The organism is Mesorhizobium sp. 2RAF21, assembly GCF_052115345.1.
GTDB classification, from domain to species: domain Bacteria; phylum Pseudomonadota; class Alphaproteobacteria; order Rhizobiales; family Rhizobiaceae; genus Mesorhizobium; species Mesorhizobium terrae.
The window spans coordinates 1-24,404 of sequence record NZ_JBFRGM010000004.1 but is presented as its reverse complement, the minus strand read 5'-3'; the positions used below and the strand labels follow the sequence as shown (position 1 = coordinate 24,404).

The 24,404-nt window shown below is 64.1% G+C and carries 25 protein-coding genes; 11 read left to right on the top strand and 14 right to left on the bottom strand.

Annotation, left to right across the window (positions count from 1 at the left end; all coding sequences use genetic code 11):
* Window positions 1-5 precede the first annotated feature (5 nt).
* Together AB4136_RS07505 and AB4136_RS07500 are read right to left on the bottom strand one after the other, a co-directional pair.
* Window positions 6-485 carry a GNAT family N-acetyltransferase gene (locus AB4136_RS07505; protein WP_024924455.1) on the bottom strand — a complete coding sequence of 160 codons (480 nt, stop codon included), beginning with the start codon at window positions 483-485 and terminating at the stop codon, window positions 6-8.
* Window positions 486-642: 157 nt separating this feature from the next.
* A complete protein-coding gene (locus tag AB4136_RS07500) occupies window positions 643-2,070 on the bottom strand; it encodes an FAD-linked oxidase C-terminal domain-containing protein (RefSeq protein ID WP_137900517.1) in 1,428 nt (475 codons plus the stop codon).
* Window positions 2,071-2,172: 102 nt separating this feature from the next.
* On the opposite strand from AB4136_RS07500, the gene AB4136_RS07495 reads away from it, so the two are divergent.
* Together AB4136_RS07495 and AB4136_RS07490 are read left to right on the top strand one after the other, a co-directional pair.
* Complete coding sequence (locus AB4136_RS07495; protein WP_024924453.1) at window positions 2,173-2,658, top strand: thioesterase family protein; 486 nt, start codon at window positions 2,173-2,175, stop codon at window positions 2,656-2,658.
* Between the two features lie 157 nt (window positions 2,659-2,815).
* Complete coding sequence (locus AB4136_RS07490; RefSeq protein ID WP_024924452.1) at window positions 2,816-3,013, top strand: hypothetical protein; 198 nt, start codon at window positions 2,816-2,818, stop codon at window positions 3,011-3,013.
* A 100-nt stretch (window positions 3,014-3,113) separates the two neighbouring features.
* On the opposite strand, the gene AB4136_RS07485 is transcribed toward AB4136_RS07490, so the two are convergent.
* Both AB4136_RS07485 and AB4136_RS07480 read right to left on the bottom strand, forming a co-directional pair.
* Window positions 3,114-3,362 carry a hypothetical protein gene (locus AB4136_RS07485; protein WP_024924451.1) on the bottom strand — a complete coding sequence of 83 codons (249 nt, stop codon included), beginning with the start codon at window positions 3,360-3,362 and terminating at the stop codon, window positions 3,114-3,116.
* A 190-nt stretch (window positions 3,363-3,552) separates the two neighbouring features.
* On the bottom strand, window positions 3,553-4,047 hold the full coding sequence (locus tag AB4136_RS07480) for an Lrp/AsnC family transcriptional regulator (RefSeq protein WP_024924450.1): 495 nt from the start codon (window positions 4,045-4,047) through the stop codon (window positions 3,553-3,555).
* 93 nt (window positions 4,048-4,140) lie between these two features.
* On the opposite strand from AB4136_RS07480, the gene AB4136_RS07475 reads away from it, so the two are divergent.
* Window positions 4,141-5,022 (top strand): EamA family transporter, encoded by an 882-nt coding sequence (locus AB4136_RS07475; protein WP_137900516.1) that lies wholly within the window; start codon window positions 4,141-4,143, stop codon window positions 5,020-5,022.
* Window positions 5,023-5,035: 13 nt separating this feature from the next.
* Here AB4136_RS07475 and AB4136_RS07470 read toward each other — a convergent pair whose 3' ends face one another.
* Window positions 5,036-5,905 carry a dienelactone hydrolase family protein gene (locus AB4136_RS07470; protein WP_024924448.1) on the bottom strand — a complete coding sequence of 290 codons (870 nt, stop codon included), beginning with the start codon at window positions 5,903-5,905 and terminating at the stop codon, window positions 5,036-5,038.
* Between the two features lie 148 nt (window positions 5,906-6,053).
* Here AB4136_RS07470 and AB4136_RS07465 point away from each other — a divergent pair, with 148 nt between their 5' ends.
* Window positions 6,054-6,488: a hypothetical protein gene (locus tag AB4136_RS07465; RefSeq protein ID WP_024924447.1), complete on the top strand. Its 435-nt coding sequence runs from the start codon at window positions 6,054-6,056 to the stop codon at window positions 6,486-6,488.
* 72 nt (window positions 6,489-6,560) lie between these two features.
* Here the strand turns inward: AB4136_RS07465 and AB4136_RS07460 are convergent, their stop codons facing one another.
* Window positions 6,561-7,127 (bottom strand): glyoxalase superfamily protein, encoded by a 567-nt coding sequence (locus AB4136_RS07460; RefSeq protein ID WP_024924446.1) that lies wholly within the window; start codon window positions 7,125-7,127, stop codon window positions 6,561-6,563.
* 267 nt (window positions 7,128-7,394) lie between these two features.
* Here AB4136_RS07460 and AB4136_RS07455 point away from each other — a divergent pair, with 267 nt between their 5' ends.
* From AB4136_RS07455 to AB4136_RS07445, 3 genes are all read left to right on the top strand, one after another.
* Window positions 7,395-10,160 (top strand): ATP-dependent helicase, encoded by a 2,766-nt coding sequence (locus AB4136_RS07455; RefSeq protein WP_024924445.1) that lies wholly within the window; start codon window positions 7,395-7,397, stop codon window positions 10,158-10,160.
* 489 nt (window positions 10,161-10,649) lie between these two features.
* Window positions 10,650-11,984: a DUF2778 domain-containing protein gene (locus tag AB4136_RS07450; protein WP_024924444.1), complete on the top strand. Its 1,335-nt coding sequence runs from the start codon at window positions 10,650-10,652 to the stop codon at window positions 11,982-11,984.
* Window positions 11,985-12,059: 75 nt separating this feature from the next.
* Window positions 12,060-12,644 carry a TMEM175 family protein gene (locus AB4136_RS07445; RefSeq protein ID WP_024924443.1) on the top strand — a complete coding sequence of 195 codons (585 nt, stop codon included), beginning with the start codon at window positions 12,060-12,062 and terminating at the stop codon, window positions 12,642-12,644.
* Here AB4136_RS07445 and AB4136_RS07440 read toward each other — a convergent pair.
* Entirely contained in the window at window positions 12,641-12,922 is a 282-nt protein-coding gene (locus AB4136_RS07440; RefSeq protein ID WP_024924442.1) for a hypothetical protein, read from the bottom strand. The two genes, AB4136_RS07445 and AB4136_RS07440, sit on opposite strands and share 4 nt — an antisense overlap.
* Window positions 12,923-13,323: 401 nt before the next feature.
* Between AB4136_RS07440 and AB4136_RS07435 the strand changes: the two genes are divergently transcribed.
* Window positions 13,324-14,475 (top strand): hypothetical protein, encoded by a 1,152-nt coding sequence (locus tag AB4136_RS07435; RefSeq protein ID WP_137900515.1) that lies wholly within the window; start codon window positions 13,324-13,326, stop codon window positions 14,473-14,475.
* Window positions 14,476-14,618: 143 nt separating this feature from the next.
* Here the strand turns inward: AB4136_RS07435 and AB4136_RS07430 are convergent, their stop codons facing one another.
* The 3 genes from AB4136_RS07430 to AB4136_RS07420 form a co-directional block, all read right to left on the bottom strand.
* Window positions 14,619-14,930 carry a hypothetical protein gene (locus AB4136_RS07430; RefSeq protein WP_024924440.1) on the bottom strand — a complete coding sequence of 104 codons (312 nt, stop codon included), beginning with the start codon at window positions 14,928-14,930 and terminating at the stop codon, window positions 14,619-14,621.
* 279 nt (window positions 14,931-15,209) lie between these two features.
* Window positions 15,210-15,848, bottom strand: a complete 639-nt coding sequence (locus AB4136_RS07425; RefSeq protein WP_024924439.1) for a DapH/DapD/GlmU-related protein — start codon at window positions 15,846-15,848, stop codon at window positions 15,210-15,212.
* 41 nt (window positions 15,849-15,889) lie between these two features.
* Entirely contained in the window at window positions 15,890-16,393 is a 504-nt protein-coding gene (locus AB4136_RS07420) for a CreA family protein (RefSeq protein ID WP_036255056.1), read from the bottom strand.
* A 212-nt stretch (window positions 16,394-16,605) separates the two neighbouring features.
* Between AB4136_RS07420 and AB4136_RS07415 the strand changes: the two genes are divergently transcribed.
* From AB4136_RS07415 to AB4136_RS07405, 3 genes are all read left to right on the top strand, one after another.
* On the top strand, window positions 16,606-17,184 hold the full coding sequence (locus tag AB4136_RS07415) for an SCO family protein (protein ID WP_024924437.1): 579 nt from the start codon (window positions 16,606-16,608) through the stop codon (window positions 17,182-17,184).
* 41 nt (window positions 17,185-17,225) lie between these two features.
* On the top strand, window positions 17,226-18,098 hold the full coding sequence (locus AB4136_RS07410) for a 50S ribosomal protein L11 methyltransferase (protein WP_024924436.1): 873 nt from the start codon (window positions 17,226-17,228) through the stop codon (window positions 18,096-18,098).
* A 112-nt stretch (window positions 18,099-18,210) separates the two neighbouring features.
* Window positions 18,211-20,037: an aminopeptidase P family protein gene (locus AB4136_RS07405; RefSeq protein ID WP_024924435.1), complete on the top strand. Its 1,827-nt coding sequence runs from the start codon at window positions 18,211-18,213 to the stop codon at window positions 20,035-20,037.
* 30 nt (window positions 20,038-20,067) lie between these two features.
* Here the strand turns inward: AB4136_RS07405 and AB4136_RS07400 are convergent, their stop codons facing one another.
* From AB4136_RS07400 to ligA, 4 genes are all read right to left on the bottom strand, one after another.
* Window positions 20,068-20,364 carry an AzlD family protein gene (locus AB4136_RS07400; RefSeq protein ID WP_024924434.1) on the bottom strand — a complete coding sequence of 99 codons (297 nt, stop codon included), beginning with the start codon at window positions 20,362-20,364 and terminating at the stop codon, window positions 20,068-20,070.
* Window positions 20,361-21,113, bottom strand: a complete 753-nt coding sequence (locus tag AB4136_RS07395) for an AzlC family ABC transporter permease (RefSeq protein ID WP_024924433.1) — start codon at window positions 21,111-21,113, stop codon at window positions 20,361-20,363. Before AB4136_RS07395 ends, AB4136_RS07400 begins: the two co-directional genes overlap by 4 nt.
* 100 nt (window positions 21,114-21,213) lie before the next feature.
* Window positions 21,214-21,906 (bottom strand): DUF2461 domain-containing protein, encoded by a 693-nt coding sequence (locus AB4136_RS07390; protein ID WP_024924432.1) that lies wholly within the window; start codon window positions 21,904-21,906, stop codon window positions 21,214-21,216.
* Window positions 21,906-24,122, bottom strand: a complete 2,217-nt coding sequence (gene ligA, locus AB4136_RS07385) for an NAD-dependent DNA ligase LigA (protein ID WP_024924431.1) — start codon at window positions 24,120-24,122, stop codon at window positions 21,906-21,908. Before ligA ends, AB4136_RS07390 begins: the two co-directional genes overlap by 1 nt.
* Window positions 24,123-24,404 lie beyond the last annotated feature (282 nt).

Here is a 24,404-nt window from a genome sequence, read left to right as displayed (position 1 = left end):
TTGTTTTATCTGCCGGGACAGCCTTGTTCCGACGCCGGCCGCTGCATCAGGACGACCTCGCGCGATGTGCCCTCATCGTCCCGCTGGCTTCGTGAGACTTCAAGGAACCCCAAGCGTCGATAGAAGCCTATGGCCGCCACATTGGCCGCATAGACCTCCAGGTCGAGCGTTCCTTTCAGCGTTGCGGCGTACAGCACCAGCGCTTTGCCATGCCCGCTGCCATGCGCGGTCGGGTCGACGAACAGCCCGCCAATGAAATTGTCGATCAGGCCGATGAACCCGACCTGGCTGCCATTGTCCTCGACGACCCAATTCTCGGCTTGTGGCAGGTAGGTATTCCTGACCTTGGCCTGCTGATCGAGCAGTTCCGTCTCGCTCAGGAAAGGATGGCCGACCCGCGACGCCGCCAGCCAGATTTCGGCGAGCCGGTCACGGTCGAGATCGTCACGATAGGCGCGGATCGTCGCGCCACGGTCTTTTATCATGGAAATGTCCTTGGAATTTTTAGTTTCAGAGAGTGGCGCGCACGCGCCAGCATCGGCCTTGCGGCCTCCCGGTCGTGACCGGCATTCAGCGATGAACGTCTCTGCGCATAAAATTCCCGATTGGACGAAATGGCAGTAGCCGAGCCTGTCCGGACGATCAATGCGGCGGATTGGCCGAGGCCGGCAGGATCTTGCCCGGGTTCATGATGTTTAGCGGATCGAGCGCATGCTTGATCTGGCGCATCACGTCGACGCCGCGACCGTGCTCGGCTCTCAGGAACCCGGCCTTGCCCTGGCCGATGCCGTGCTCGCCGGTACAGGTGCCCTCCATCGCGATCGCCCGCATGTTGAGCCGGGCGACAAAGCGCTCGACCAGCGCCACCTCGCCGGCATCGTTCGGGTTCATCAACGCCAGCACGTGGAAGTTACCGTCGCCGGCATGGCCGACGATCGGCGCGATCAACCCCATCTCGGCGATGTCGGCCTCGGTTGCAGCCACGCATTCCGCCAATCGCGAAATCGGCACGCAGACGTCGGTGGACAGTCCTTTCGCGCCGGGCCGCAAGGTCAGCGAGGCCCAATAGGCATCATGGCGCGCCTTCCACAGCTTCGTCCGCTCCTCGGCAACGGTGGTCCACAGAAACGGTCCGCCGCCGTTTTCCTCGGCGATCATGCCGAAGGTCTCCGCCTGTTCGGCCACGCCTGCATCGCTGCCGTGGAATTCCAGGAACAGGCATGGGCTCTCGGGATAATCGAGCTTGGAATAGGCTTTCATCGCCCGCATTTGCAACGCGTTGACCAATTCGATACGCGCAACCGGAATACCCATCTGGATGGTCTGGATCACCGCCCGCGACGCCGCCTCCAGCGTCGGGAACGGGCAGACGCCGCCCGAAATCGCCTGCGGAATGCCCTGCAACTTCAGCGTCAGTTCCGTGATGATGCCAAGCGTGCCCTCCGAACCGACCAGAAGCCGAGTGAGGTCATAGCCGGCCGAGCTCTTCCTGGCGCGTTTGCCGGTCGTCACCGCCTCGCCGTCTGCCATCACCGCCGTCAGCGACAGGACATTCTCGCGCATGGTGCCATAGCGCACCGCATTGGTGCCCGATGCCCTGGTCGCCGCCATGCCGCCCAAAGTGGCGTTGGCGCCGGGATCGATCGGGAAGAATAGGCCGGTGTCGCGCAGATACTGGTTGAGCTGCTCGCGCGTCACGCCAGGCTCTATCCGGCAGTCGAGATCCTCGGCATTGACGGCGAGGATCCGGTTCATGCGCGACAGGTCGACCGAGATGCCGCCGCCCGGCGCGTTGACATGGCCCTCCAGCGAGGTACCGACACCGAAGGCGATCACCGGCACGTGGTGTGCAGCACAGGCCCGCACCACCGCCTGTACCTCTTCCGTCGTCTCGCAGAAGGCGACGCCATCCGGCGCCTGTGTCGGGATATAGGTGGTGGTGTGGGCGTGCTGCTCGCGGATCGCCTGCCCGGTCTGAAAGCGCTCGTCGAGCTGCAGTTTCAGGATACCGAGGACGGCGGCAATACCTTCCTCGTTGCGTTCGACCGATACGAGGTCGCTCAGGGCCATGCTTTCCTCCGCGAATGGACCAGCGCGGCCCTTGCTCTCACCTTATGGACACGTAGTCTGCCGTGCCATTCGGCTTTGTCCAGCGCCAGAGGAAACTACGCGATGCCCATCCCCGCCCCTTTTGTCTCCCGCGTCATGGATATCCAAAAGGACTGGATCGACTATAACGGCCACCTCAACATGGCCTATTACAACGTGCTGTTCGACCGCTGTTCGGACGAAGCCTTCGAGCTGATGGGCATGGGGCCAGACTATGCCGTGGGCCGCAAGCTCACCATCTACACGGCCGAAGTGCATGTCTGCTACGTGCAGGAACTGCATCTCGACCACAAGGTGACCGCCACCTTCCAGCTTCTCGACCACGATGAGAAGCGGCTGCGCGTCTATCAGGAAATCCGCCATGTCGACGGCTGGCTGGCCGCCACATCCGAATCGCTTTCGCTGCATGTCGACATGAGCGGGCCGAAGGTCGCTCCCTTCCCGGCGGATGTGCTGGCCAAGGTGGAAGCGATGCGCGCCGCCCATGCCGGCCTGGCCCTCCCCGAACGCGCCGGTCGTTCGATCGGCATCCGCCGAAAGACGGTCTAGATGAAGCCGCATCGGCTGCGTTAACCTTAATCAATATTGAACAGGGAGAAGCCGTTTCGCGCCGTTGAGCGAATCAGCGGCGCGCACGAAAACACGGCAGCGGGAGGCCGGCACGAAGCGCGGAGGATGGCCGGAGGAAGCCGGCCGAAGGACGAGCATGAAAATCGACATCGAGGCTCTCTCGGCCAAGCTGGCCGCCGACCCGCGCATCAGCGACTACGATTTCTGGCGTTCGCTGAAGAACCTCAACAACGAAATCTTCCAGATCGCCAACTCCAACGAGCCGATCCCTTTTGACATGCTGCGCTGGCGCGCCATCCTCAAGCAGGCGCGCTCGAAACGCGGGCCGGGTTGAATTCCGGCCACGTCAAAAAGAGGCGCGCCATGCACGCCTCTCCACAAATGCTTAGCCGAATGTGTGAAATTCCTGGGCGAACCCGTTCGCGCCCGCGCCTTCAGGTCACCAGCGACAGCGTCGAGGCGAAGGCCAAAAGGAAGGACGCCGCCACCATGAACGCATAGGCGCGCGGCAGGTCGAACAGGATCATGTGGCCGGCGATCCAGGCGGTGCCGGCGGCACCCAGCGCATAAAGGAAGCCGTTGCGGTGGCCCATGACGAGGTTGGCTGCCATCAGCCCGCCAATGATCAACGCGCCGAACACGATGATGACGGCGATGGCGGCCTTGTCGAAATTATCGTCCATTCTGGGTCCGGATCCTTTGGGGTCGAATGGTTTTTCCATGACATCGCCTTGACTGGCTTCTAGTAGCGCCGACAGACTTAAACGACCGCGCCCACGGGGCAAGACTAAACTCGCGCGCGGCGGCGATAACAAGGCGGCACTGTGGATTTCGGGAAACGCTTGCCGGCTTCCACGCCCTTGTCCCGGCCCATCATCTCTCCGCATCATGCCCAAGCGCGCGCAGCGCCGCCTTCAATGGCGAACGCGCGGTAACCGGCGAAGACTGGATGATCGCCGTGTTGGTCATCGCATAGGGAATGATGCGGTCGATCAACCGCTCCAGCTCGGCGACCGAACCGACATGGGCAAGCGCGATGAAACAATCCTCGCCGGTGACGCGATCGCATAAGGCGATCTCCGGCAGGCCGCGGATGATTTCGGCGACGGTAGCAAGCTGGCCGGGCACGGGCCTGATACGCAGCCATGCCGAAAGCGGCAGGCCAAGCGCGGTCGAACTGATGCGCACCGTGTAGGCCTCGATCACGCCGCTTTCCTGCAACCGCCTGATCCGCTCGGCCACGCTCGGCGCCGACAGCCCCACCGAACGCGCAAGCTCCGCGATGCTGGTCCGCGCGTCCTTTTCCAGAAGCCGCAGCAGCTTCACGTCGATCGCATCGATGTCGGCATTTTCGTTTCCGAGTCTCATCGGTCAAAACCATCTCCGTTTTCAAGGCATATCGAGTTTCCAGGGCACCATCCGCTCATATGGAAAAGCTGTTTTCCCTGCGATGATGATGCCATGAGCGATCAAGCGCAACCCCTTGCTACCAGCCGGCTGGTGACCAGCATCCCCGCACCGGCCTGGTTCCTCGTCAGCGCCGTCTTCCATTACCTTGGTCCGGCTTTCGCGGTGCTGCTTTTCGCGCAGATCGGCGTGCTTGGCATGGCCTGGTTGCGCATCGGTGTCGCGGCGCTCATCTTCCTGCCGTTGACGCGGCCATGGCGCACCTTCGCGCATACCGATGCGGCCACCAGGCGGTTGTTGGTTGCCTTCGGCGTCTGCCTCGCGATCATGAATTGCTCCTTTTACCTGGCGCTCGACCGCCTGCCGATCTCGCTGGTGGCGGCGATCGAATTCGTCGGCACCATCGGCGTGGCACTGGTCGGCCTGCGCAGCGCCCGCAATGTCGCGGCGCTGGTCGTCGCTGTCGCTGGCGTCCTCATCCTCATCGACATCCGCTGGGCAAGCGATCCCGTCGGCCTGGGTTTCGCTTTCCTGAATGGCGGCCTGTTCGTTGCCTACATCGTGCTCGGCCATCGCGTTTCGCGCGCCGAAACAGGCGGCCTGACCGGCCTCGGCGCCGCAATGGCGGTCGCCTTTGTCGTCGTGCTGCCGGTCGGCTTCGGACAAGCCCTGCCCGCCTTTTCCTCGCCCATGCTTTTGATGGCGGCCGCCGGCGTCGGCATCTGTTCCTCGGTTATTCCTTACATCTGCGATCAGTTCGCCATGGCTCGCCTGCCGCGCGCCACCTTTGCGCTGATGCTGGCGCTGCTGCCGGCCGTGGCGACACTGATCGGTGCTATCGTGTTGCGCCAGATACCCGAGATGAAGGACCTCGCTGGCGTCGCGCTGGTGGTGGCCGGCGTTGCCATGCACAAGCCGGCGCCGGCGCGCAACTGAGCCCCCTCGACGTTCAGGCGAGTTTTTGCTTCAGGAAGGTGGTGGTGCGCTCCCAAGCGAGATCCGCCGCCTTCTTGTCATAGCGCGCCGCCGACGTATCGTTGTTGAAGGCGTGGTTGACGCCGTCATAGACGAAAATCTTGTAATCCTTCTTGTTGGCGTCGAGCGCCGCGCGGAAGGCGTCGATGCCGGCGTCGATGCGTTCGTCCAGGCCGGCATAATGCAACAGCAGCGACGCCTTGATCTTGGGCACGTCCTCGGCCTTCGGCTGCATGCCGTAATAAGCGACGGCGGCCGCAAGGTCCGGCGCGTGGACCGCCATCTGGTTGACCATGCCGCCGCCCCAGCAAAAGCCGATCGCACCGACTTTGCCATTGGCGTCGGCCTTCAAGAAAGCGATAGACGCCGCCGCGTCGGTAACCGTGCGGTCGGCATCAAGCTGCGAGATCATCTCGCGCGCCTTGTCCTCGTCGTCCGGCGTACCGCCGAGCGACGACAGAAGGTCCGGCGCCAGCGCGACGAAACCTTCCAGAGCGACGCGACGCGCGATGTCCCGGATATGCTCGTTCAGGCCCCGGTTCTCGTGCACGACGACAACCGTGCCTGCCTTGCCGTCCTGTTTCGCAGGCCGCACCAGATAGGCTTTCACGGCGCCATTGCTGCCGGGATAGGTAATATCCTGCGCTTTCACGCGCGGATCGTCGGCCGCGACGATGGATGCCGCCGCGGCATTGGCCGACAGCAGCGGCGCGATGACGGCAGCCGCGGCGCCGGAGCCGGCCAAGCGGGTCAGCTTGTCCATGAAGCCGCGACGGTCGAGCGTCAGATGCGTGTATTCGTCATAGGCGTCGATCATCGCCTGGGTGATGGCCGGCCTGGTCATGTCATACTCCCGCGGTCAACGCCGGCCAGAATAAGGAGCCCGTCCAGAGCGTCGAATCACGACGAAGTGAATGGCCTCGTCCGAGCGACCATTCCATGCTTTGCCGGAGCCCGCGCAACGGGCACGGATATGGCGAAAGGTGAGCCCCATGAATGCCCAGGACGTTGTGAATACGATTGCGCAGAAAACCAGCATAGACCAGCCGACGACGGAAAAGGTGGTCGGCACCATCCTGTCGGTCATCCAGCATGAAGTCGACGCCGCCACGGTCGAGCCGTGGTTCGCCAAGCTGCCGGGCGCCGACCAGCTCGCCCAGCAATATGACGTGATGAGCGCGGCTCCCGCCAGCGGTGGCGGCGGGTTGCTCGGTTCGCTGCAGTCGGCGCTCGGCGGCATCCTCGGTGGCAAGGCCGGCGCGCTGGTCAACGGCGTCGCGCAGCTGGAATCGACCGGCCTCAGCATGGCGCAGATCCAGCAGGCCGCCGCCACGCTGATCCAGCAGGCGAAAACCGCCGCCGGTCCGCAATTGACCAGCCAGGTGCTGGATTCCGTGCCGGGCCTCAAGAGTCAGCTCGGCCTCTAGAAGAAAAAGGGCGCAAGAAGCCGGAAGGCCATGCCTTCCGGCCACAGCTCTGAACCGCAGCGGTACTGCCGGTCAGCCGGCCGTCACGATCTGCATGAAACGGATGCGATTGCCGAACGGGTCGATGACCTCGACCTCCAGCCGGTCGTCGACCTTTTCCAGCCCGGGCTTCATGTAGCGGTAGTCCTTCGCCGCCAGTTCGCGCTGGAAGGCCTCGACGCCGCTCATATAGACGACCATGTTGCCGCCCGGGCTGGCGTCGCCCGAATGTTCGGACAGATGCAGCCTGAGGCCTGCCCGGGATACCTGCGTGTAGAGCGGGAAATTATCGCCGTAGCGATGCTCCCAATCCACCGTGAAACCGAGGAAGCCGAGATAGAACTCGTGCGCCTTGGCGACGTCGAAGATACGCACGATCGGAACCGCCTGTTCGAAGGTGATATCGCCTGCATCGGCGGCCGGTGCCCCCGCCTGCCCGGCTCTGTCTTCGATCCGGGCGGACAGGATGTTCCAATTGTCGAGGCCGAACTGGCAGGCAACGATCTCCAGCGCCTCGGAATGGGAAATGTCGATTTTCTTGACGGCAAGCGTCTCGCGCATGGCTTTCGCCATCGCCTTGGCATCCAGGAATGTGCGCATAATGCGATCCTTCTCGTCAGGGCGCTCAGGCTTCACCGGGGTCCGCATTGCCGGCGCCTTCGCCCCAAGGGACAAGGACCAGACTGAAGTGTCGCGACGCATTCGCCATACCCATTTCGGGGCGCGGACTGCCGGCTGCGTCGAGCCGTAATCGACGCTAGCCGCATCCTGCTGGTGGCGTCAATGGCCCGCAAACCCGCCAAATTAGGGAACAGTGTGTGAACATTGCTGGCCTTTCTCGCCCGAATCACTACATTCGGAGGCGAAATGGCCGGCGACCCCCACGACATGCCCTTCTTCGACGAGGACGATGCTCCGCGTTTCGACAGCGCGCGTGCACCCGCACCACAGTCAGGCCCCTCCGGCATCGCCGCCCGCGCCATGGCCGCCCGCCAGGGCCACAACAACCCGCCCGACTATCTGAAGGGGCTGAACCCCGAGCAGCGCCAGGCGGTGGAAACCACCGAAGGTCCCGTGCTGGTGCTGGCCGGCGCCGGCACCGGCAAGACACGCGTGCTCACCACCCGCATCGCCCATATCCTCAGCCAGGGCCTCGCCTTCCCTTCGCAGATCCTAGCCGTCACCTTCACCAACAAGGCCGCGCGCGAGATGAAGCAGCGCGTCGGCATCCTCGTCGGCGAGGCGGTCGAGGGCATGCCGTGGCTGGGCACCTTCCACTCCATCGGCGTCAAGCTGCTCCGCCGCCATGCCGAACTTGCCGGCCTGCGCTCGGACTTCACCATCCTCGACACCGACGACGTCATCCGTCTGATCAAGCAGCTGATCCAGGCCGAGGGGCTGGACGACAAGCGCTGGGCGCCGCGCACCTTCGCGCAGATGATCGACGGCTGGAAGAACAAGGGTCTCGGCCCCGACGAGATTCCGGAAGGCGATGCGCGCGCCTTTGCCAATGGCCGTGGCCGCGAGCTCTACCGTGCCTATCAGGACCGGCTGACCACGCTGAACGCCTGCGACTTCGGCGACCTGTTGCTGCACCCGATCCGCATCTTCCGCCAGCATCACGACGTGCTGGCCGAGTACCACCGCAAGTTCAAATACATCCTCGTCGACGAATACCAGGACACCAACACCGCTCAGTACATGTGGCTCAGGCTGCTCGCGCAGCGACCGAAACAGCCCTCTTCTCCCCGTTCACGGGGAGAAGATGCCGGCAGGCAGATGAGGGGCGGCGCAAACGTCTCCGAGGCGAGCTCCCGCCCCTCACCCGGTCCTGCGGACCACCCTCTCCCCGTGAACGGGGAGAGGGAAAGAAACCTCGTCAACATCTGCTGCGTCGGCGACGACGACCAGTCGATCTATGGCTGGCGCGGCGCCGAGGTGGACAACATCCTGCGCTTCGAGAAGGATTTTCCGGGTGCCACCGTCATCCGCCTGGAGCGCAACTACCGCTCCACCGCCCATATCCTGGGTGCCGCCGCCCATCTCATCGCCCACAATGAAGGCCGCCTCGGCAAGACGCTGTTCACCGACCGGCCCGACCCGGAAGACCCCAAGGTCAATGTGCACGCCGCCTGGGATTCCGACGAAGAAGCACGCGCCGTCGGCGAGACCATCGAGGCCTATCAGCGAGACCGCCACAAGCTGAACGACATGGCCATCCTGGTGCGCGCCTCCTTCCAGATGCGCTCCTTCGAGGATCGCTTCATCGAGATCGGCCTCAACTACCGTGTCATCGGCGGCCCGCGCTTCTACGAGCGCCAGGAAATCCGCGACGCCATGGCCTTCTTCCGCGTCGTCGCCCAGGGCGCCGACGACCTTGCCTTCGAGCGCATCGTCAACGTGCCGAAGCGCGGCCTCGGCGACGCCACCATCCGCCAGATCCACGACACGGCGCGCGCGCTGCGCGTTCCGATGCTGGAGGCCGCCGGCAAGCTCGCCGAAAGCGACGAACTGAAGCCGAAGCCGCGCGCCGCCTTGCGCGAGGTCGCCGCCAACTTCGCCCGTTGGCAAAGCCTGCTCGACACCACGCCGCACACCGAACTCGCCGAGACAATTCTCGAGGAGAGCGGCTACACCGACATGTGGAAGAACGACCGTTCGGCCGACGCGCCGGGTCGTCTCGAAAACCTCAAGGAGCTGATCCGCTCCATGGAGGAGTATGAATCGCTGCGCGCCTTCCTCGAACATGTCGCGCTGGTGATGGACGCCGAGCAGAATGAGGGTCTCGACGCCGTCTCGATCATGACCCTGCATTCGGCCAAGGGGCTGGAGTTCGAGACCGTGTTCCTGCCCGGCTGGGAGGAAGGCCTGTTTCCCCACCAGCGCGCGCTGGACGAAGGCGGCCGCTCGGGCCTGGAAGAGGAACGGCGGCTGGCCTATGTCGGCCTCACCCGCGCCAAGAAGAACCTGCATCTGTGGTTCGTCTCCAACCGCCGCATTCACGGGCTGTGGCAATCGACCATCCCGTCGCGCTTCCTCGACGAATTGCCGGAAGCCCATGTCGAGGTGCAGGAGGGCGGTGGCTCGAACTATGGCGGCTACGGCAATCCTTATGGCGGCGGTGCCTTCGCTTCCGGGCGCGGCGGTTTTTCAGCCGGACGCCAGAACCCTTACGGCGCCTCGCGCTTCGACAGCCTCGGCTCGCCGTCCGGCGGTTTTGCCGGCCGTGGCGACCAGAAAGGCGGCGCAGCCGGACAAGAAAGGGGCCAGGGCGGCGCCTTCTCCAACAGCTATGCCACGCCCGGTTGGGCACGCGCGCAACAAAACCGCACCGAGGCGACCAGCCGCAATTGGGGCACGCGCAGCGGCCACCAGGTCGAGCGCATCGGCTATGGCGAGGTCGATTCCGGCTACGGCGCCGGCCGCACTTCGGTGAAGGGCCGCACCATCGAGGGTGAATTGGTGGCGAAGTCCGTCGCCGACCAGCCATCGGCCTTCAAGGTCGGCGACCGCGTCTTCCACCAGAAGTTCGGCAACGGCAATATTTCCGCGATCGACGGCAACAAGCTGACCATCGATTTCGACCGCGCCGGCCAGAAGAAGGTGCTGGACGGGTTCGTGACGGCGGTGTGAGAAACCGCCGAACGCGTTCAATTTTTAACCCGGCCAACAAGCTCAAACAGACAGAAGCGCTTGCCGCAAGCGCCTGAAGAGGCTTGGTGAACTTCGCCAAGCCTCGACGATCCAAGCCATCGCCGAGGGTCGGTGATGTCTGCGCCCGGCCTCCCGGAAACGCGCCGCATTCGAAGCTTGAAACGCCATGCACTTGGCTTTTCATCTCCTGCGCGGGCCGCTTCCACGCCCTTCCCTAACGTCATTTTCTTTGGGTGAATCGGACAAAAATCCTTGCCATGTGGCGTTTTTGCCGCTTTCTTGCCTTTTTAGGAGGGTTTGTCGCGGCGGGCTCCAATCCAAAGAGGGGCATCACAGGGATTGGTTAACCATCTTTGTCCATCCTTTGAGACGATCGGCAATGGAACGCGCCGCTTCGCCGGCCTCCCGGCGGGCGAATGGGTAGCGCGGTTTCCACGTGTAGCGCCGATTGAAAGAAGTTCGGTTGGCATGGCGTTCGCGCGTGAAGTAGTCCGGGGCGGCGGTTCCGCAAACGGTCTGAAAAAAATCCTCGCCCGCTCGGGCAAATTAGTCGCCTGGGTGGCCATCCCCGGCGCGGGTGTTGCCCTTGCGCTATGGTCGCTGGCAACCGTCGCGGGCGCCTATTCGGCCGCCACTTCGATCCGCGCCAATGCGCATTTCATGCCCGTGCGTGCCAGCACCGCCATGGTCGATCCGCGCGGTGGCGAAGCGGCGTCCAAGCTCAAACAAGCGCTTGTCGCGCGCGAATGGGCGAAATTCCGACGGCAGGCCGAGGCAGAGAAGCTGGCGATGGCGGAAAAGGCCAAGACGGCAGCCGCTGCCGCTTTGGTGGCGAACGCCCCGCTCGGTGAACGCTTCGCCGCAACCGCATCGATTTCCGCAACGCCCGACGCCGATCGTTTCGGCCCGCAGCTCGCCGAGCCGGAACGCGCCGCGCGCGTTGCGCTCGCGCTCTCTGGCCCGTCCAATGTCGAGCTCGGTTTCGCCGAGCCATCGCCGACGCCCGACGCCGCCGTGCGCGATGTTCTGGTGGCGAGCCTGGTGCTGCCCGACCAGCAGGACGACAGTGGTGATCAGGAGATCGCGCTGGCCGATCCCGGCCAGACCGACGCGCCCGCTTTCGCCGCCGTGCCGGACAGCGGACCGCTGCCGGTCTATCGCCCTCGCGCCGAAGAGCGCCCGAAGGCGGAAGAAAAGCCGCGCCGTGCCGAGGCGACACCTCAGCCCGTGACCCCACCGGCCCCGAAGCCGAAGCGCATCACCCAACCGTCGCAGCCGGTGCTCGCCTATGCGCGACCGGACAATCCGGCGGAAAGCGGCGGTCTTGGCCAAGCGTTCCGCAACCTGTTCTCTTCGCCCGGCTCCAGCGCCCGTGCCGGCAACGGTACCGCCGTCTACGACATCGCCTCCGCCACCGTCACCATGCCCGATGGCTCCAGGCTGGAGGCGCATTCCGGCATTGGCGAAATGGCCGACAATGTCCGCTACGTGAACCAGAAGATGCGCGGCCCGACGCCGCCCGACACCTACAATCTGTCGATGCGGGAATCCTTGTTCCACGGCGTCGAGGCGATCCGCCTCACCCCCACCGACGGCAAGACCAAGCATGGCCGCACCGGCCTGCTCGCGCATTCCTATCTGCTGCGCGGCGGCCGCGCGCAGTCGCATGGCTGCGTTGCCTTCAAGGACTACAAGCGCTTCCTCGCCGCCTTCAAGCAGGGCAAGATCAAGCGGCTGGTGGTAGTGGGCGGCAGTTCGCGCGGCAAGGCGGCCACCGTCGCCGACAATGGTCGCGGCGTCTGAACCTTTCCTAGCCTAGCCTGGCCGCTCTATGATGGCTTGCAGCTGATTCTACCATAGGCTGCAGCGGGAGAGAGCATGGGCAAAGGCCGCGTCGAAGCATTCACCGACGGCGTCGTCGCCATCATCATCACCATCATGGTGCTGGAACTGAAAGTGCCCGAAGGCGAAACCTTCTCGGCGCTGGTGCCGCAGTGGCCGATCTTCCTGTCCTACGTGCTGTCCTTCGTCAATGTCGGCATCTACTGGAACAACCTGCACAACATGTTCCACACGGTGGAACGGGTGGACGGCCGCGTTTTATGGGCGAACCTGCATCTTTTGTTCTGGCTGTCGCTGATGCCGGCAACCACCGCCTTCATGGGCGAGAACCATTTCGCGCCGGTCCCGGTCGCCGTCTACGGCATCGACCTGGTGCTGTGCGGCATAGCCTACTGGCTGCTGGTCACCGCCCTTCGCCGGCTGCACGGACCACAGACCGCCTTCGCGCGCGGGCTGGGCAATGACCTGAAGGGCAAGCTCTCGGTGGTCATCTATCTGGCGGCGGTCGCGCTCGCCTTCGTCAACCAGTGGCTCGGCCTCGCGCTTTACGTATGTGTCGCCGCCATGTGGTTCGTGCCCGACAAACGCTTCGAACGACAGCTGCACGAAAAACAAGGCTAGCGCCGCATCGCCTTCAGCTTCTCCGCCACGGTAGCAGCGAGATCGGCATAGCGTTCTTCGAGCCGCTCCGCGGCGGTGATGACGGGAAAGTCGTGGTCGAACTTTTCCAGGGCTAGCCTGAGCTTCTCAGCGAAATCGACCTGCTTCTCGAGCGCCGAAAACAGAGTCCTGACCTGCTGCTCGCTGATCTCGGGATGCGTGAGCATCTCCGGCACCTCGCGACTCATGCGCTCGCCGGTCGCGGTTTCCTGTTTCAGGATCTCCAGCCAGTCGGTCAATGTTTCGTCGAGGCCCATGATATGCCGATGCGCCCCTTCTACCGGCGGATCGCGGCAACACCAAGTCCATTGTGCAGCGCACACTTCTACTTCATCTCGAAAAGCAGTACAGCGTACAGTTTTCAGCACGCGGCCGCGCGTTCTTGAACTCTCCGAGATCAGAACGAATACATCTTAAGTTCTGTATATAATAACACGGTAATATATTTTTATGGATTCTATGCAAAATTTGAACTTGCAGGCAATGATGTCTGCTCTTCCGCCTTGAGCGGTACCTCGGGCCCCTTCCGCTTCGCACTAGCAGGCGGAAGGGGTCTGGTATCTGGAGATGCCATCATGCCCGAAACACTGGCGGGACCTGGGCACAAATGACGGCAAGGGCGCTGGGCGGATCGCTGATCTTGACCGCCAGCGTCGCATTCGGCTTGGCCGGCACCCCAGCCCGCGCTGGCGAGGCGCTGCAGCCAACCATCACCACCAGCATCGAGCGTCACTACACCACCAATGCGATGCGGAGCGATAAGCCAGTCGCCGACTGGTATTCCCTGCTGCGCGGCACTTTCTTCCGCAAATGGGGCGACGAGGACGCCTATGTTTCGCTGAACGCCGAAGGCCAAGCGACGCGCCATGACGAGGTCACCATCGAGGACGACCGCGCCGGCGGCGTACAGGTGCAGGCTTTCCGTCGCCTCGCCGGCGGCCTCGAACTGCGCGGCACCCTCGCCTACAACGCCACCACCAAGGGCGACCATATCGACTTCGGCCCCGTCGTGATCGGCACCCGCACGCTGAAGCAGGTGGTGAGTGGCCAGGTGCAGGTCGGCCTGGACCTCGGCAACGCCACCGCGCTCATCGTCGACGCCACGACCAGCTTCGAAAAAGCCGGCCTCACGCATTTCGAGAACGACATCTTCCTGCCCAGCAAGCTCGACCCCGACAAGCGCAACGCGCAGGTCGCGATCAAACTGGTGCGTACGCTCGGTCAGTTCACCCTGGGCGTCCAGGCGACGGCGCTGCGCATCGCCGTCGAGCGGCTCGGCAGTCCGCCGGTTGGCGTTTCGCTCAACCAATACGGCCTGCGTGGCGAGATCACTTATGTCGGGGCTGGCGGCGCCACTGCGGGCCTCGCGCTGGGCGCTGAGCTGCTGCATGGCGCCGACGACACCTATTCGCGCATCCGACCGGCCTGGCAGCTCACCTTCGCCAAGCCTTTGCCAAAGGGTTTCGACCTGCGCGGCACATGGTACGGCCGTTACGAAACCGCCGACAGCGACGACCCGCTCGCTTCCTGGGTCAACCGCGGCGAATTCGAGGTCGGCTATAAGCTGCGCGAGGACCTGAAGCTCGCCTCTGGTGTTGCCTGCGAGTTCAAGCGCAATCTTTTGTGGGAGAATGTGGAGCGCAAGCGCATCTTCTACGCGGAAGCTACCTATGACGCGAGCGCCCGCGCCGCCGTGGTGCTGCGGGTGGATGTGACCCGCACCTTCAAGACGGTGATCGACGTGCGTGAGAACACCGTCGATACTTTTATCGCGCTGCGCGCCAAGATCTGACCGCCAATATGCGCGCCGGGCAAACCAGCATCGCGCGCTCAGATGATCGGATGATCCTCAAATCCTGAAAAGGCAAAAGCGGAAGGGCTGCAAAACCCTCCCGCCCCCCGGATTGCCTTGTTCAGGCAAACCGCCCCTGATGCTCAGTGCTTGCCGAGCTTATAAGTGTTGCCACCGCCGAGAATGGTGTTGGTGACCTTGCTGAGACCGGTGCCGACACCCAGGATGCCGACGCCCACGCCGTTCAGGATACCACCGACCTGCGTGTTGTTGCCGCTGAGGATCGGCGAGCCGTTCAGGATGCCGATGTCTCCCAGGGCGATGCCGGGGGAAATGTTGATGAGCCCACCGCCCGAGTTGTTGCTGTTGCCGTGGGAACCGAAGCCGCCGGCATAAGCGCTGACGGTTGAAAACGAAACAACTGCGGCAGTGAGTACAATCGCGAATTTCTTCATGACTTCTCTCCTTGTTACAACAGTGTTTACTTGCGCCTCTTCATCAGTACCTCTGAGGATTGATAGTACACATGATCACAAACTACACAAGTATGAGCGAAGTGTAATTTAGGAATACACAATGTTTTCCAATTTTTAACTTTAATGTTTTACGTTAAATAATTTGGTTACCAAGAATGGTTACCGCGAACACCAAATTGAGCTTGCGCGATATCTCCGCGCAAACACTCATGGTTAAGAACTGAGACGAGGTGCTGGTGAAAATGACCTGAAGCCGGCCTAGGCTTCCCGTTCCCAGCGGTCGAGAAAGGCCTCGATGGCGAGCGCCTGCATGTCCGGAACAGCCCTGGCCAGCACCTCCGGTGGCCAGTCCCACCAGGACAGCGTCTCGATGCGCGCGGCAATCTCCTCGCTGAAGCGCCGGCGCAGCGGCCTCGCCGGCACGCCGGCGACGATCATATAGGCCGGCACATCATGCGATACGACGGCATTGGCGCCTATCACCGCACCGTTGCCGATGCTCACCCCCGGCAGGATCACCGCGCCATGGCCGACCCAGACGTCATGGCCTATCGTCACCGGCCTCGCCCGGCGCCGCTCGCGGAAACCGTTGTCGACGCCCAGCCAGCGGAAATACTCGTTCGGCCGGTAGCTGACCTTGTGCGTGGTCAGCCGCTCCATCGGATGTTCCAGCGCATTGATGCGGCTGTTGGCTGCGATGGAGCAGAACTTGCCGATGCTGGTGTAGATGGCCTCGGCATGGCGCTCGAAATAGGAGAAGTCGCCGACCGTCACCTCGCGCAGCACGACGCGCTCGCCTATGGCCGAATAGCGGCCGAGGCGACAGGATTTCAGCTCCGCGGTCGGGTGGATGCGAGGCTCCCGATCCTTCGGCACGAGTTGGTCGTTGCGGTCCATGACCCGGCTTTACGCCGGGCAGCCAGACCTCGCAAGCCGGGCTATTGCGGCTTGCCGTTCTTCCAGGCGACGTTCTGGTTGTAGAGCGGCACCGTCGAGATCGCCATCTTGGCCGAGCCGTTCTGCACCTGGCGCGAATGCGACAGGTAGACCAACGTGTTGTTGGCCTTGTCGTAGATGCGGTTCACCACCTGCTTCTTCCAGATCAGGCTGATGCCCTGCTTGAACACCTCTTCGCCACCCTTGCCGAGGTCGATGTCGCCGATGCTGAGCGGCCCGGTCTGCTGGCAGGAAATGGCCGAGTCCGACGGGTCCTCGAACCAGTTGCCTTTCTGCAGCCGGTCGATGACGCCGCGATCGAAATAGGAAACGTGGCAGGTCACGCCTTCGACCTTCGGGTCCTTGATGGCTTCCACGATGATGTCGTTGCCCAACCAGTCGACACCGACCTTGCCGACCTCCTGGGCAAAGGTCGCGCCGGCGGCGACGAGCAGCGAGCCGACCAGCGCCCCGCCAATCAGTTTTCGCGTCGTGCTGTGAAGCAAGAAAGCCTCCTTGGCTACGTTGATGCCACCTTCACTTGGGCCCGCCACCTGCTGCTTGCAAGGCGGTCCGCAGTCCAGGTTGCGGCAATGACGCACTTTGCGCTCGTTTCGGCAAGGCGATAATGTCGCCGCCGAACATGGTCTCGCCGTGCAAGTCCTGAAAACGGACCGGCTACCGAAACCGCAAACGAACTTCTGCCCGGACCCTTCCCATGATGCGCTCAATCCTCATCGGCATTCTCGTGCTCATGGCCGCCGGCATCGGCTGGCTGACCTTCGACTGGTATCGCGGCCACTATGGCGGCCAACCCTTCGGCGCGCCCTTCGCGTTGACCGACCAGACCGGCCAGCCCGTCACCGAAGCGGCCTTCCGCGGCCAGCCGACCGTGTTGTTCTTCGGCTTCACCCATTGCCCGGAAGTGTGCCCGACCACGCTGTTCGAACTCTCCGGCTGGCTGAAGACGCTGGGCGACGACGGCAAGAACATCAAGGCCTACTTCGTCTCCATCGATCCGGAGCGCGACACGCCTGACGTCATCAAGGCCTATGTCGGCAATTTCTCCGACCGCATCGTCGGCATCACCGGCGATCCCGACAAGGTGCGCGCCATGGCGAAGTCGTTCGGCATCTATTTCAAGCGGGTCGAGACCAGCGGCGGCGACTACACCATGGACCACACCGCTTCCGTGCTGATGCTCAACCGCAAGGGCGACTTCTTCGGCACCATCGCCTATGAGGAAAACCCGGACGCCGCACTTGCCAAATTGAAGCGGCTGGCCAAAGACGGCTAAGCAAGATCCTTTAACGCGGCCGAGCCGCAAGACAGGTGCCCATGGGCCAGACGCGCCTTTTTCTGACCGCTTCCAAGGCCGAGGCCGACCGCGTCTTCGCCGCTCTCGAACTGGTGTTCGAGGAGGACGGCTTGCCGATCGCCGTGCTGGAACTCGACGAGGATCGGGACCTGCACGAAGTTTCGCTCTACGCCGATGGCGACATCGAGCCGATCGAGGCCCGCCTGAAGACCGAGCTAGCCTCGCTTGGCCTGTCCAGGCCGGTCGAGCGCGAGGTGTTGCCGGATGTCGACTGGGTGGCACGTTCGCTGGATGGGCTGAAACCGGTGCGCGCCGGGCGCTTCCTCGTCCATGGCGCGCATGACCGCCAGATGCGCCACGCCGGCGACATCGCCATCGAGATCGAGGCGGGCCTTGCCTTCGGCACCGGTCACCATGGCACCACCGCCGGCTGCCTCGCTATGCTGGAGCGGGTGGCGATCCGCGAAAAGCCGCGCAATGCGCTTGATCTCGGCACGGGCAGCGCCGTGCTGGCCATCGCGCTCGCGCGCCTCGCCCATATCCCGGTTCTGGCCACCGACATCGACCCTGTCGCCATCGAGGTCGCCGTCGCCAATGCGCGGCTGAACCAGGTTTCGTCGCTGGTCGAGGCGGTGACCGCGCCTGGTTTCCATCACCCGGTCTTTGCCGCCCGTGCCCCCTTCGACCTGATCGTCGCCAATATCCTGGCCAGGCCGCTGATGAAACTGGCACCGGAAATGGCGAAATACCTGGCCCCTGGCGGCTCCATCGTGCTGTCCGGCATTCTGGACCGCCAGCGCGACGCCGTGGTGGCGGCTTATGCCGGCCAGCAGTTCCGCCATGTACGCACCACCCATCGCGAAGGCTGGGTGACCATCCACATGAAGCGCTGACATAGCCACGCATCCCGCTCCAGACTTCTGGACCACACCGCGCCGATTGTCAGGCATCGGCCATGCGGTTACGGTCCGGCCACGCAATCCAATAGCCCGCAGGTTTTAGCCCATGTTCCAGACCTTCGACCCCGCTGGCGATCCCACCGTGGGCAAGCCGCGCGTTGCCAGGCTGCGCCGATGGCTGGCCGACAACGGCCTCGACGGCTTCATGGTGCCGCGCGCCGACGAGCATCAGGGCGAATATGTGCCCGAGCGCTCGGCGCGGCTGCGCTGGCTGACCGGTTTTAGCGGCTCGGCCGGCGTCGCCATCGTGCTCGGCGACCGTGCCTTCGTCTTCGTCGACGGCCGCTACACGCTGCAGGTGCGCGCCGAGGTCGATCTCGACATCTTCGTCATCGAGAGCCTGATCGACAATCCGCCCGCTTCGTGGATTTCGGAGAACCTCGGCAAGGGCGCACGGCTCGGCTTCGATCCCTGGCTGCACACCATCGCTGAAGTGAAGGCGCTGAAGGCAGGCGCGGCAAGGTCCGGTGCTGAACTGGTTCCGGTGACCGCGAACCCGATCGATCTCATCTGGGACGACCAGCCCGATGCGCCGATCGCACCGGTCGAACTGCATCCCCAATCCTTCGCCGGCGAACTCGCCAAGGACAAGCTGGCGAGACTGGCTTCAGCGATCGAGAAGGACGGCGCTACTCATGCCGTGCTGACCGACCCCTCCTCCATCGCCTGGGCCTTCAACATCCGTGGCGGCGACGTGCCCCACACCCCGCTGGCGCTCGGCTTCGCCATCCTGGCGGCCAACGGCAAGCACCAGCTGTTCATGGACAGCCGCAAGTTTTCGCGCACCGTGGCCGCCTATCTCACCCAGCTCAGCGATCTGCACGAACCAGCCGAATTCGAGGGCGCTGTCGTGGCCCTCGCAAAAGGCGGCGCCAAGGTCGCGCTCGACCCGGTTCTCGCCGCCGACCGGCTGCGTATGCTGGTCGAGGACAATGGCGGCACCGTCATTGCCGCCGCCGACCCCGCCCGCATCCCGCGTGCCACCAAGAACCAGGCCGAGATCGCCGGCAGCCGCGCCGCGCATCGCCGTGACGGCGCCGCCGTGGCCAAGCTTCTGTGCTGGCTGGAGCGCCAGAAGCCAGGCACGCTCGACGAGATCACCGTCGTCAAGCGGCTGGAAGAGGTACGCCGCAAAACCGGCGAGGAAACCCAGATGTCGCTGCGCGATGTGTCCTTCGCCACGATTTCGGGCGCTGGCCCCAATGGCGCCATCATGCATTATCGCGTCTCCACCGAGACCAACCGCAAGCTAGGAAAGGACGAGCTGTTCCTGCTCGATTCCGGTGCGCAATATCAGGACGGCACCACCGACATCACCCGCACCGTCCCCATCGGCAAGCCGTCGGAAGAGATGCGCGAACGCTTCACGCTGGTGCTCAAGGGCATGATCGGCATTTCGATGCTGCGCTTCCCGGCCGGCACGCGCGGTTCCGAGATCGACGCCGTCGCCCGCATGGCCCTGTGGCAGCATGGCTGCGATTACGCCCACGGCACCGGCCATGGCGTCGGCTCCTACCTCGCCGTGCATGAAGGCCCGCAGCGCATCGCCCGCACCGGCACGGAGAAGCTTCTGGCCGGCATGATGCTGTCCAACGAGCCGGGCTATTACAAGGAAGGCCATTACGGCATCCGCATCGAGAACCTGATCATCGTCACGCCGGCGGAGGAAATCGAAGGCGGCGACATCGCCATGCACAACTTCGAGACGCTGACGCTCGCACCCATCGACCGCCGGCTGATCCGCGCCGATCTCCTGACCAAGGCCGAGCTTGAATGGCTGGATGCCTATCACGCCCGCGTCCTGGCCGAGATCGGACCGATGGTGGATGGCGAGACGCTGGCCTGGCTGGAAAAGGCCACGGCACCGCTGTAAGGCACCAACCTTCCCCCAGTGGAAAGGTGCTTACGCCACGAACTGGCGCGCCAAGATCAGCACCGCGGCGCCCGCCAAGAACATCGACAGCAGCCCGCCGCGCAGCGAGACGGCCCCTGCCACGATGAGCGCCGCCCATTCGGCCGGACCGGCGCCAAGCACCGCCGGCGCCACCAGCGTGGTAAGCACCGCGGCCGGCACCGCATTCAGCCCGGCCTCGACGCGCGGATGCACACGCTCGAAGCGCGAGATGACCAAATGGCCGCCGACCCGGGTAAGGTATGTTGCAATCGCCGCCGCGATGATGATCCAGAAGGTCGAACTCACGGCTGTTCCTCCATCTCGTCGCCAGGCTTGACGCCGACGCCGCTATGGTGCGGCGGCAGGATGACGGCGAGCAGCACGCCGGCGACCGCGCCGATCGAGACATGCCAGGGCGAGCCGACGGTCTTGTAGGCGATGATCGAGGCAACCGCGCTGACCGCCACCACCGGCAGCCACAGCGGCCGCTTGCGGAAACCCATGACCAGACCGAAAAAATAGATCGGCAGCAGGAAGTCGATGCCGAGCGAATGGGTGTTGGTGATCAGCTTGCCGAAATAGGCGCCAAGCGCGGTCTCGACCACCCAGAACACATAGACCGGCAGGCCGAGCCCCAGATACCAGATGAAGCTGACCGTCTCGCCGCTTTCAGCCTTGCGTTCCGAGATGGCGTATTGCGGATCGGTCAGGATGAAATAGCCGAGCGCCTGCTGCACGACCGGCCAATGGGCGATGCGCCGGCCGATGCCGGCCGAATAAAGCACGTGGCGGAAATTGACGGCGAAGATCGAAAGCACGATCAGCCAGGGCGCGACATGCTGGCCGAACAGCTCGATGCCGACCATCTGGCTGGCGCCGCCATAGACGGTGGCGCTCATCAAAATCGCCTCGACGACCGAAAAACCATTGTCGACGGCAAGCGCCCCGAACAGCATGGCGAACGGCGCCGAAGCCACGACAACCGGCGTGCTCAGCCGCACGCCCTGCCAGAATTCGCTGGCCCGGGACCTTTCGGCGATCGCTTGCGACGACATCGGCCTCTCCTGTGGAAGGCCGTATTTAGGTAGCCGGCGGCTGGTTGTCACACCAATTCGCTTGAGCCAAACGATCAGCGAAAATGATAGGTCGGGCCGTTCATTGCGGCGCTACGCTTCCCTGAATGGCCCTGCCCCAGTCAAGCAGCGGCCTGGCGTGAACCGCGAAGGCTGCGAGCTGGTCGGCCAGCGCCGGCGTGTGAATGTCGGCGGGATCGATAGTCTGGCGAACGACGAAATGGCGGTTGCGGATGGCCGCGGCGAGATCGGCATCCACGACATGCTCGAAGCCGCGCGGCATGCGCTTCATCGCGCCTTGCGTGCCGAACTCCAACCCGCCCTTGCCAAGTGCTGCGACCAGCTTGCGGAATTCAGCGGGCCGGGTTTCGATGGCTCGCCGCAGCGCCTGCAGCAATGCGGCGTCCGGCTGCCACCAGGCGACGGCGGCAAAACAGGCGTCGAGCCCGAGATAGAAGAAGAAAACACCCAAATCCGACTTGGTGCCGTCCGGCGACAGAATGGCCGAGACATGGGTGTTGTAGGGTTTTTTGTCCTTCGAAAAGCGCACGTCCCGGTTGATGCGGAACAGCGACTTCTTGCGGTCGCCGCGCAGGCCGAGGCCGGCGGCGCCAAACCGCTCGGTCAGCGTTTCGACCAGATCGCCGAGCGGCTCGCGCAGCTCCTTTTCGAACAGGTCGCGGTTTTCGTGGAACCACTCCCGGTTCTGGTGGAAATCCAGCGCCTTGAGGAACGGAATGGCCTTCTGGCCGAAGCCGGTGAACACGGCCGACATCAGCTGCTCCTGCCGACGCGTTCCAACCAGCTGTCCTCGTCGATCACCTCGATGCCGAGATCGGTCGCGGCTTTCAGCTTGGAACCGGCGCCGGGGCCGGCCACGACGAGGTCGGTCTTGGCCGAAACCGAGCCCGCCACCTTGGCGCCCAGCCGCTCGGCCATCGCCTTGGCCTCCGAGCGCGTCATCTTCTCCAGCGACCCGGTGAACACCACCGTCTTGCCGGCAACGACGCTGTCGGCCGAAACCGTCACGACATAGGGCTTGGGGTGCACCTGTGCCAAAAGCGCATCCAGCACCTCGTCATTGCGCTCATTGCCGAAGAAATCGCGCAGCGCGCCGATCACCGTGTCGCCGATGCCGTTGACCGACGGGAACACCGTATGCGGATCCTCGGCGGCTGCCGTCTCCTTGCCGACGCGGATCAGTTCCTCGATGGTCGAGAAGGTGCGGGCCAGCACCGCCGCCGTCGTCTCGCCGATGTGGCGGATGCCGAGCGCGAAAATGAAGCGGTCGAGTTCGGGCTCGCGGCGCGCGTCGATGGCCGCAAACAGCTTGTCCAGCCCCTCATAGGTGCGCTCCTCGGCCGTAAGCACCTTCTTGCGGGCCGTGCCTTTCGCCGCCTCGCGCTCGCGCGCCTGCGCCTCGCGCCGCTCGAACAGGGCCTGCTGGACGTCAGTGCGCCGGTCTTTCAGCGTGAAGATGTCGGCGGCCGTCTTGACCAGCCCGGCGTTGAAGAACAGGTCGATGTTCTCCGAGCCCAGCCCCTCGATATCGAAAGCGCCGCGCGACACGAAATGGCGCAGCCCCTCCACCGCCTGCGCCGCGCAGATCAGTTCGCCGGTGCAGCGACGGCGGGAATCCTCCTTGCCGGTCTTCTCGTTGATCTCGCGCGTCGCCGGCGAGCCGCAGACCGGACAGGTATGCGGGAATTCATAAGGCACCGCGTTCGCCGGCCGCTTGTCGATGACGACGCTGACGATCTGCGGGATGACGTCGCCCGCCCGCTGGATCACGACGGTGTCGCCGACGCGAATGTCGTTGCCCTCGCGGATCGGCTCGCCGTTCGAATCGAAGCCCTTGATGTAATCCTCGTTGTGCAGCGTGACGTTCTCGACGACGACGCCGCCGACCGTGACCGGCGCCAGCCGCGCCACCGGCGCCAGCGTGCCGGTGCGGCCGACCTGGATATCGATCTTGTGGACCGTGGTCGTTGCCTGCTCGGCCGGGAATTTGTGGGCGACGGCCCAGCGCGGCTCGCCGGTGACGAAACCCCAGCGACGCTGCAATTCGAGCTGGTCGACCTTGTAGACGACGCCGTCGATGTCGTAGCCGAGCGACGAGCGCTGTTCCTCGATCAGCTTGTACTGGGCGATCAGGTCGTCGACCGATTTCGCCCGCACCATCAGCGGGCTTATCCTGAACCCCCATTCGGCGAATTTCCGCACCGCCTCATACTGCGTCGGCGCCGGGTCCTCGGTGGTGTAGCCCCAGGCATAGGCGAAGAAATTGAGGTTGCGGCTGGCGGTGACGGAGGCATCCTTCTGGCGCAACGAGCCGGCCGCCGTGTTGCGCGGATTGACATAGTCCTGGCCGCCGGCGGCCGCCGAGCGCTGCTTGAGCGCCTCGAATTCCGCATAGGTCATGTAGACCTCGCCGCGTATCTCGATGGTTTCGGGCCAGCCTGTGCCCTTCAGCCGGTGCGGAATGTCGGCGATCGTCCTCAGATTGGCGGTGATGTCCTCGCCCACCGTGCCGTCGCCACGTGTCGCGCCCTGCACGAACACACCGTTCTCGTAACGCAAAGACGCCGACAGCCCGTCGATCTTCGGTTCCGCCGTGAAGGCGATGTCGAGGTCCTTGTCGCGCTCGAAGAACCGCCGGCCGCGATCGAGGAAGTCGACCACGTCCTGGTCCGTATAGGCCTTGGCGAGGCTGAGCATCGGCACGGCATGGCGCACCTTGGCGAAGCCTTCCGCCGGCGGCGCGCCGACCCTGAGCGACGGCGAATCCTCGCGAACCAGGGCCGGGAACCGGTCCTCGATGGCGAGGTTGCGGCGGCGCAGCGCGTCATAGTCGGCGTCCGAGATCGTCGGCGCGTCCTCGGCGTGGTAGCGCCGGTCATGTTCGGCGATCTCGCCGGCCAGTCGTTTCAGCTCGGCGGCCGCCTCCTCCAGGTCAAGCGTTTCGACGTCTTTTTCGGAGAGAGAGGACATGGCAATTTCCGTGGCTGCTTCGGCTGCGGACTATGGCCGGACCGGGGGTGCGGGTTCAAGAGGGGCGCGCATCACCACTGCCACACCCGGAAATCTCCGTCTGGCCTTTGCCGAGAAATGCTCCCTTGCGGGAGGTGGGAAGCGGGGCGCCGGGTCGGTGCCTCTTAGCAAACAGTACGTGGCGCCTTCCGGGCGCCCCGCCAGTGTTCTTGCCCCGGACCGACCTCGCCGTCATTCGCGACGGCAGACTTCGGACCYCAAAGCCGCCATTCGCGGCAGCCG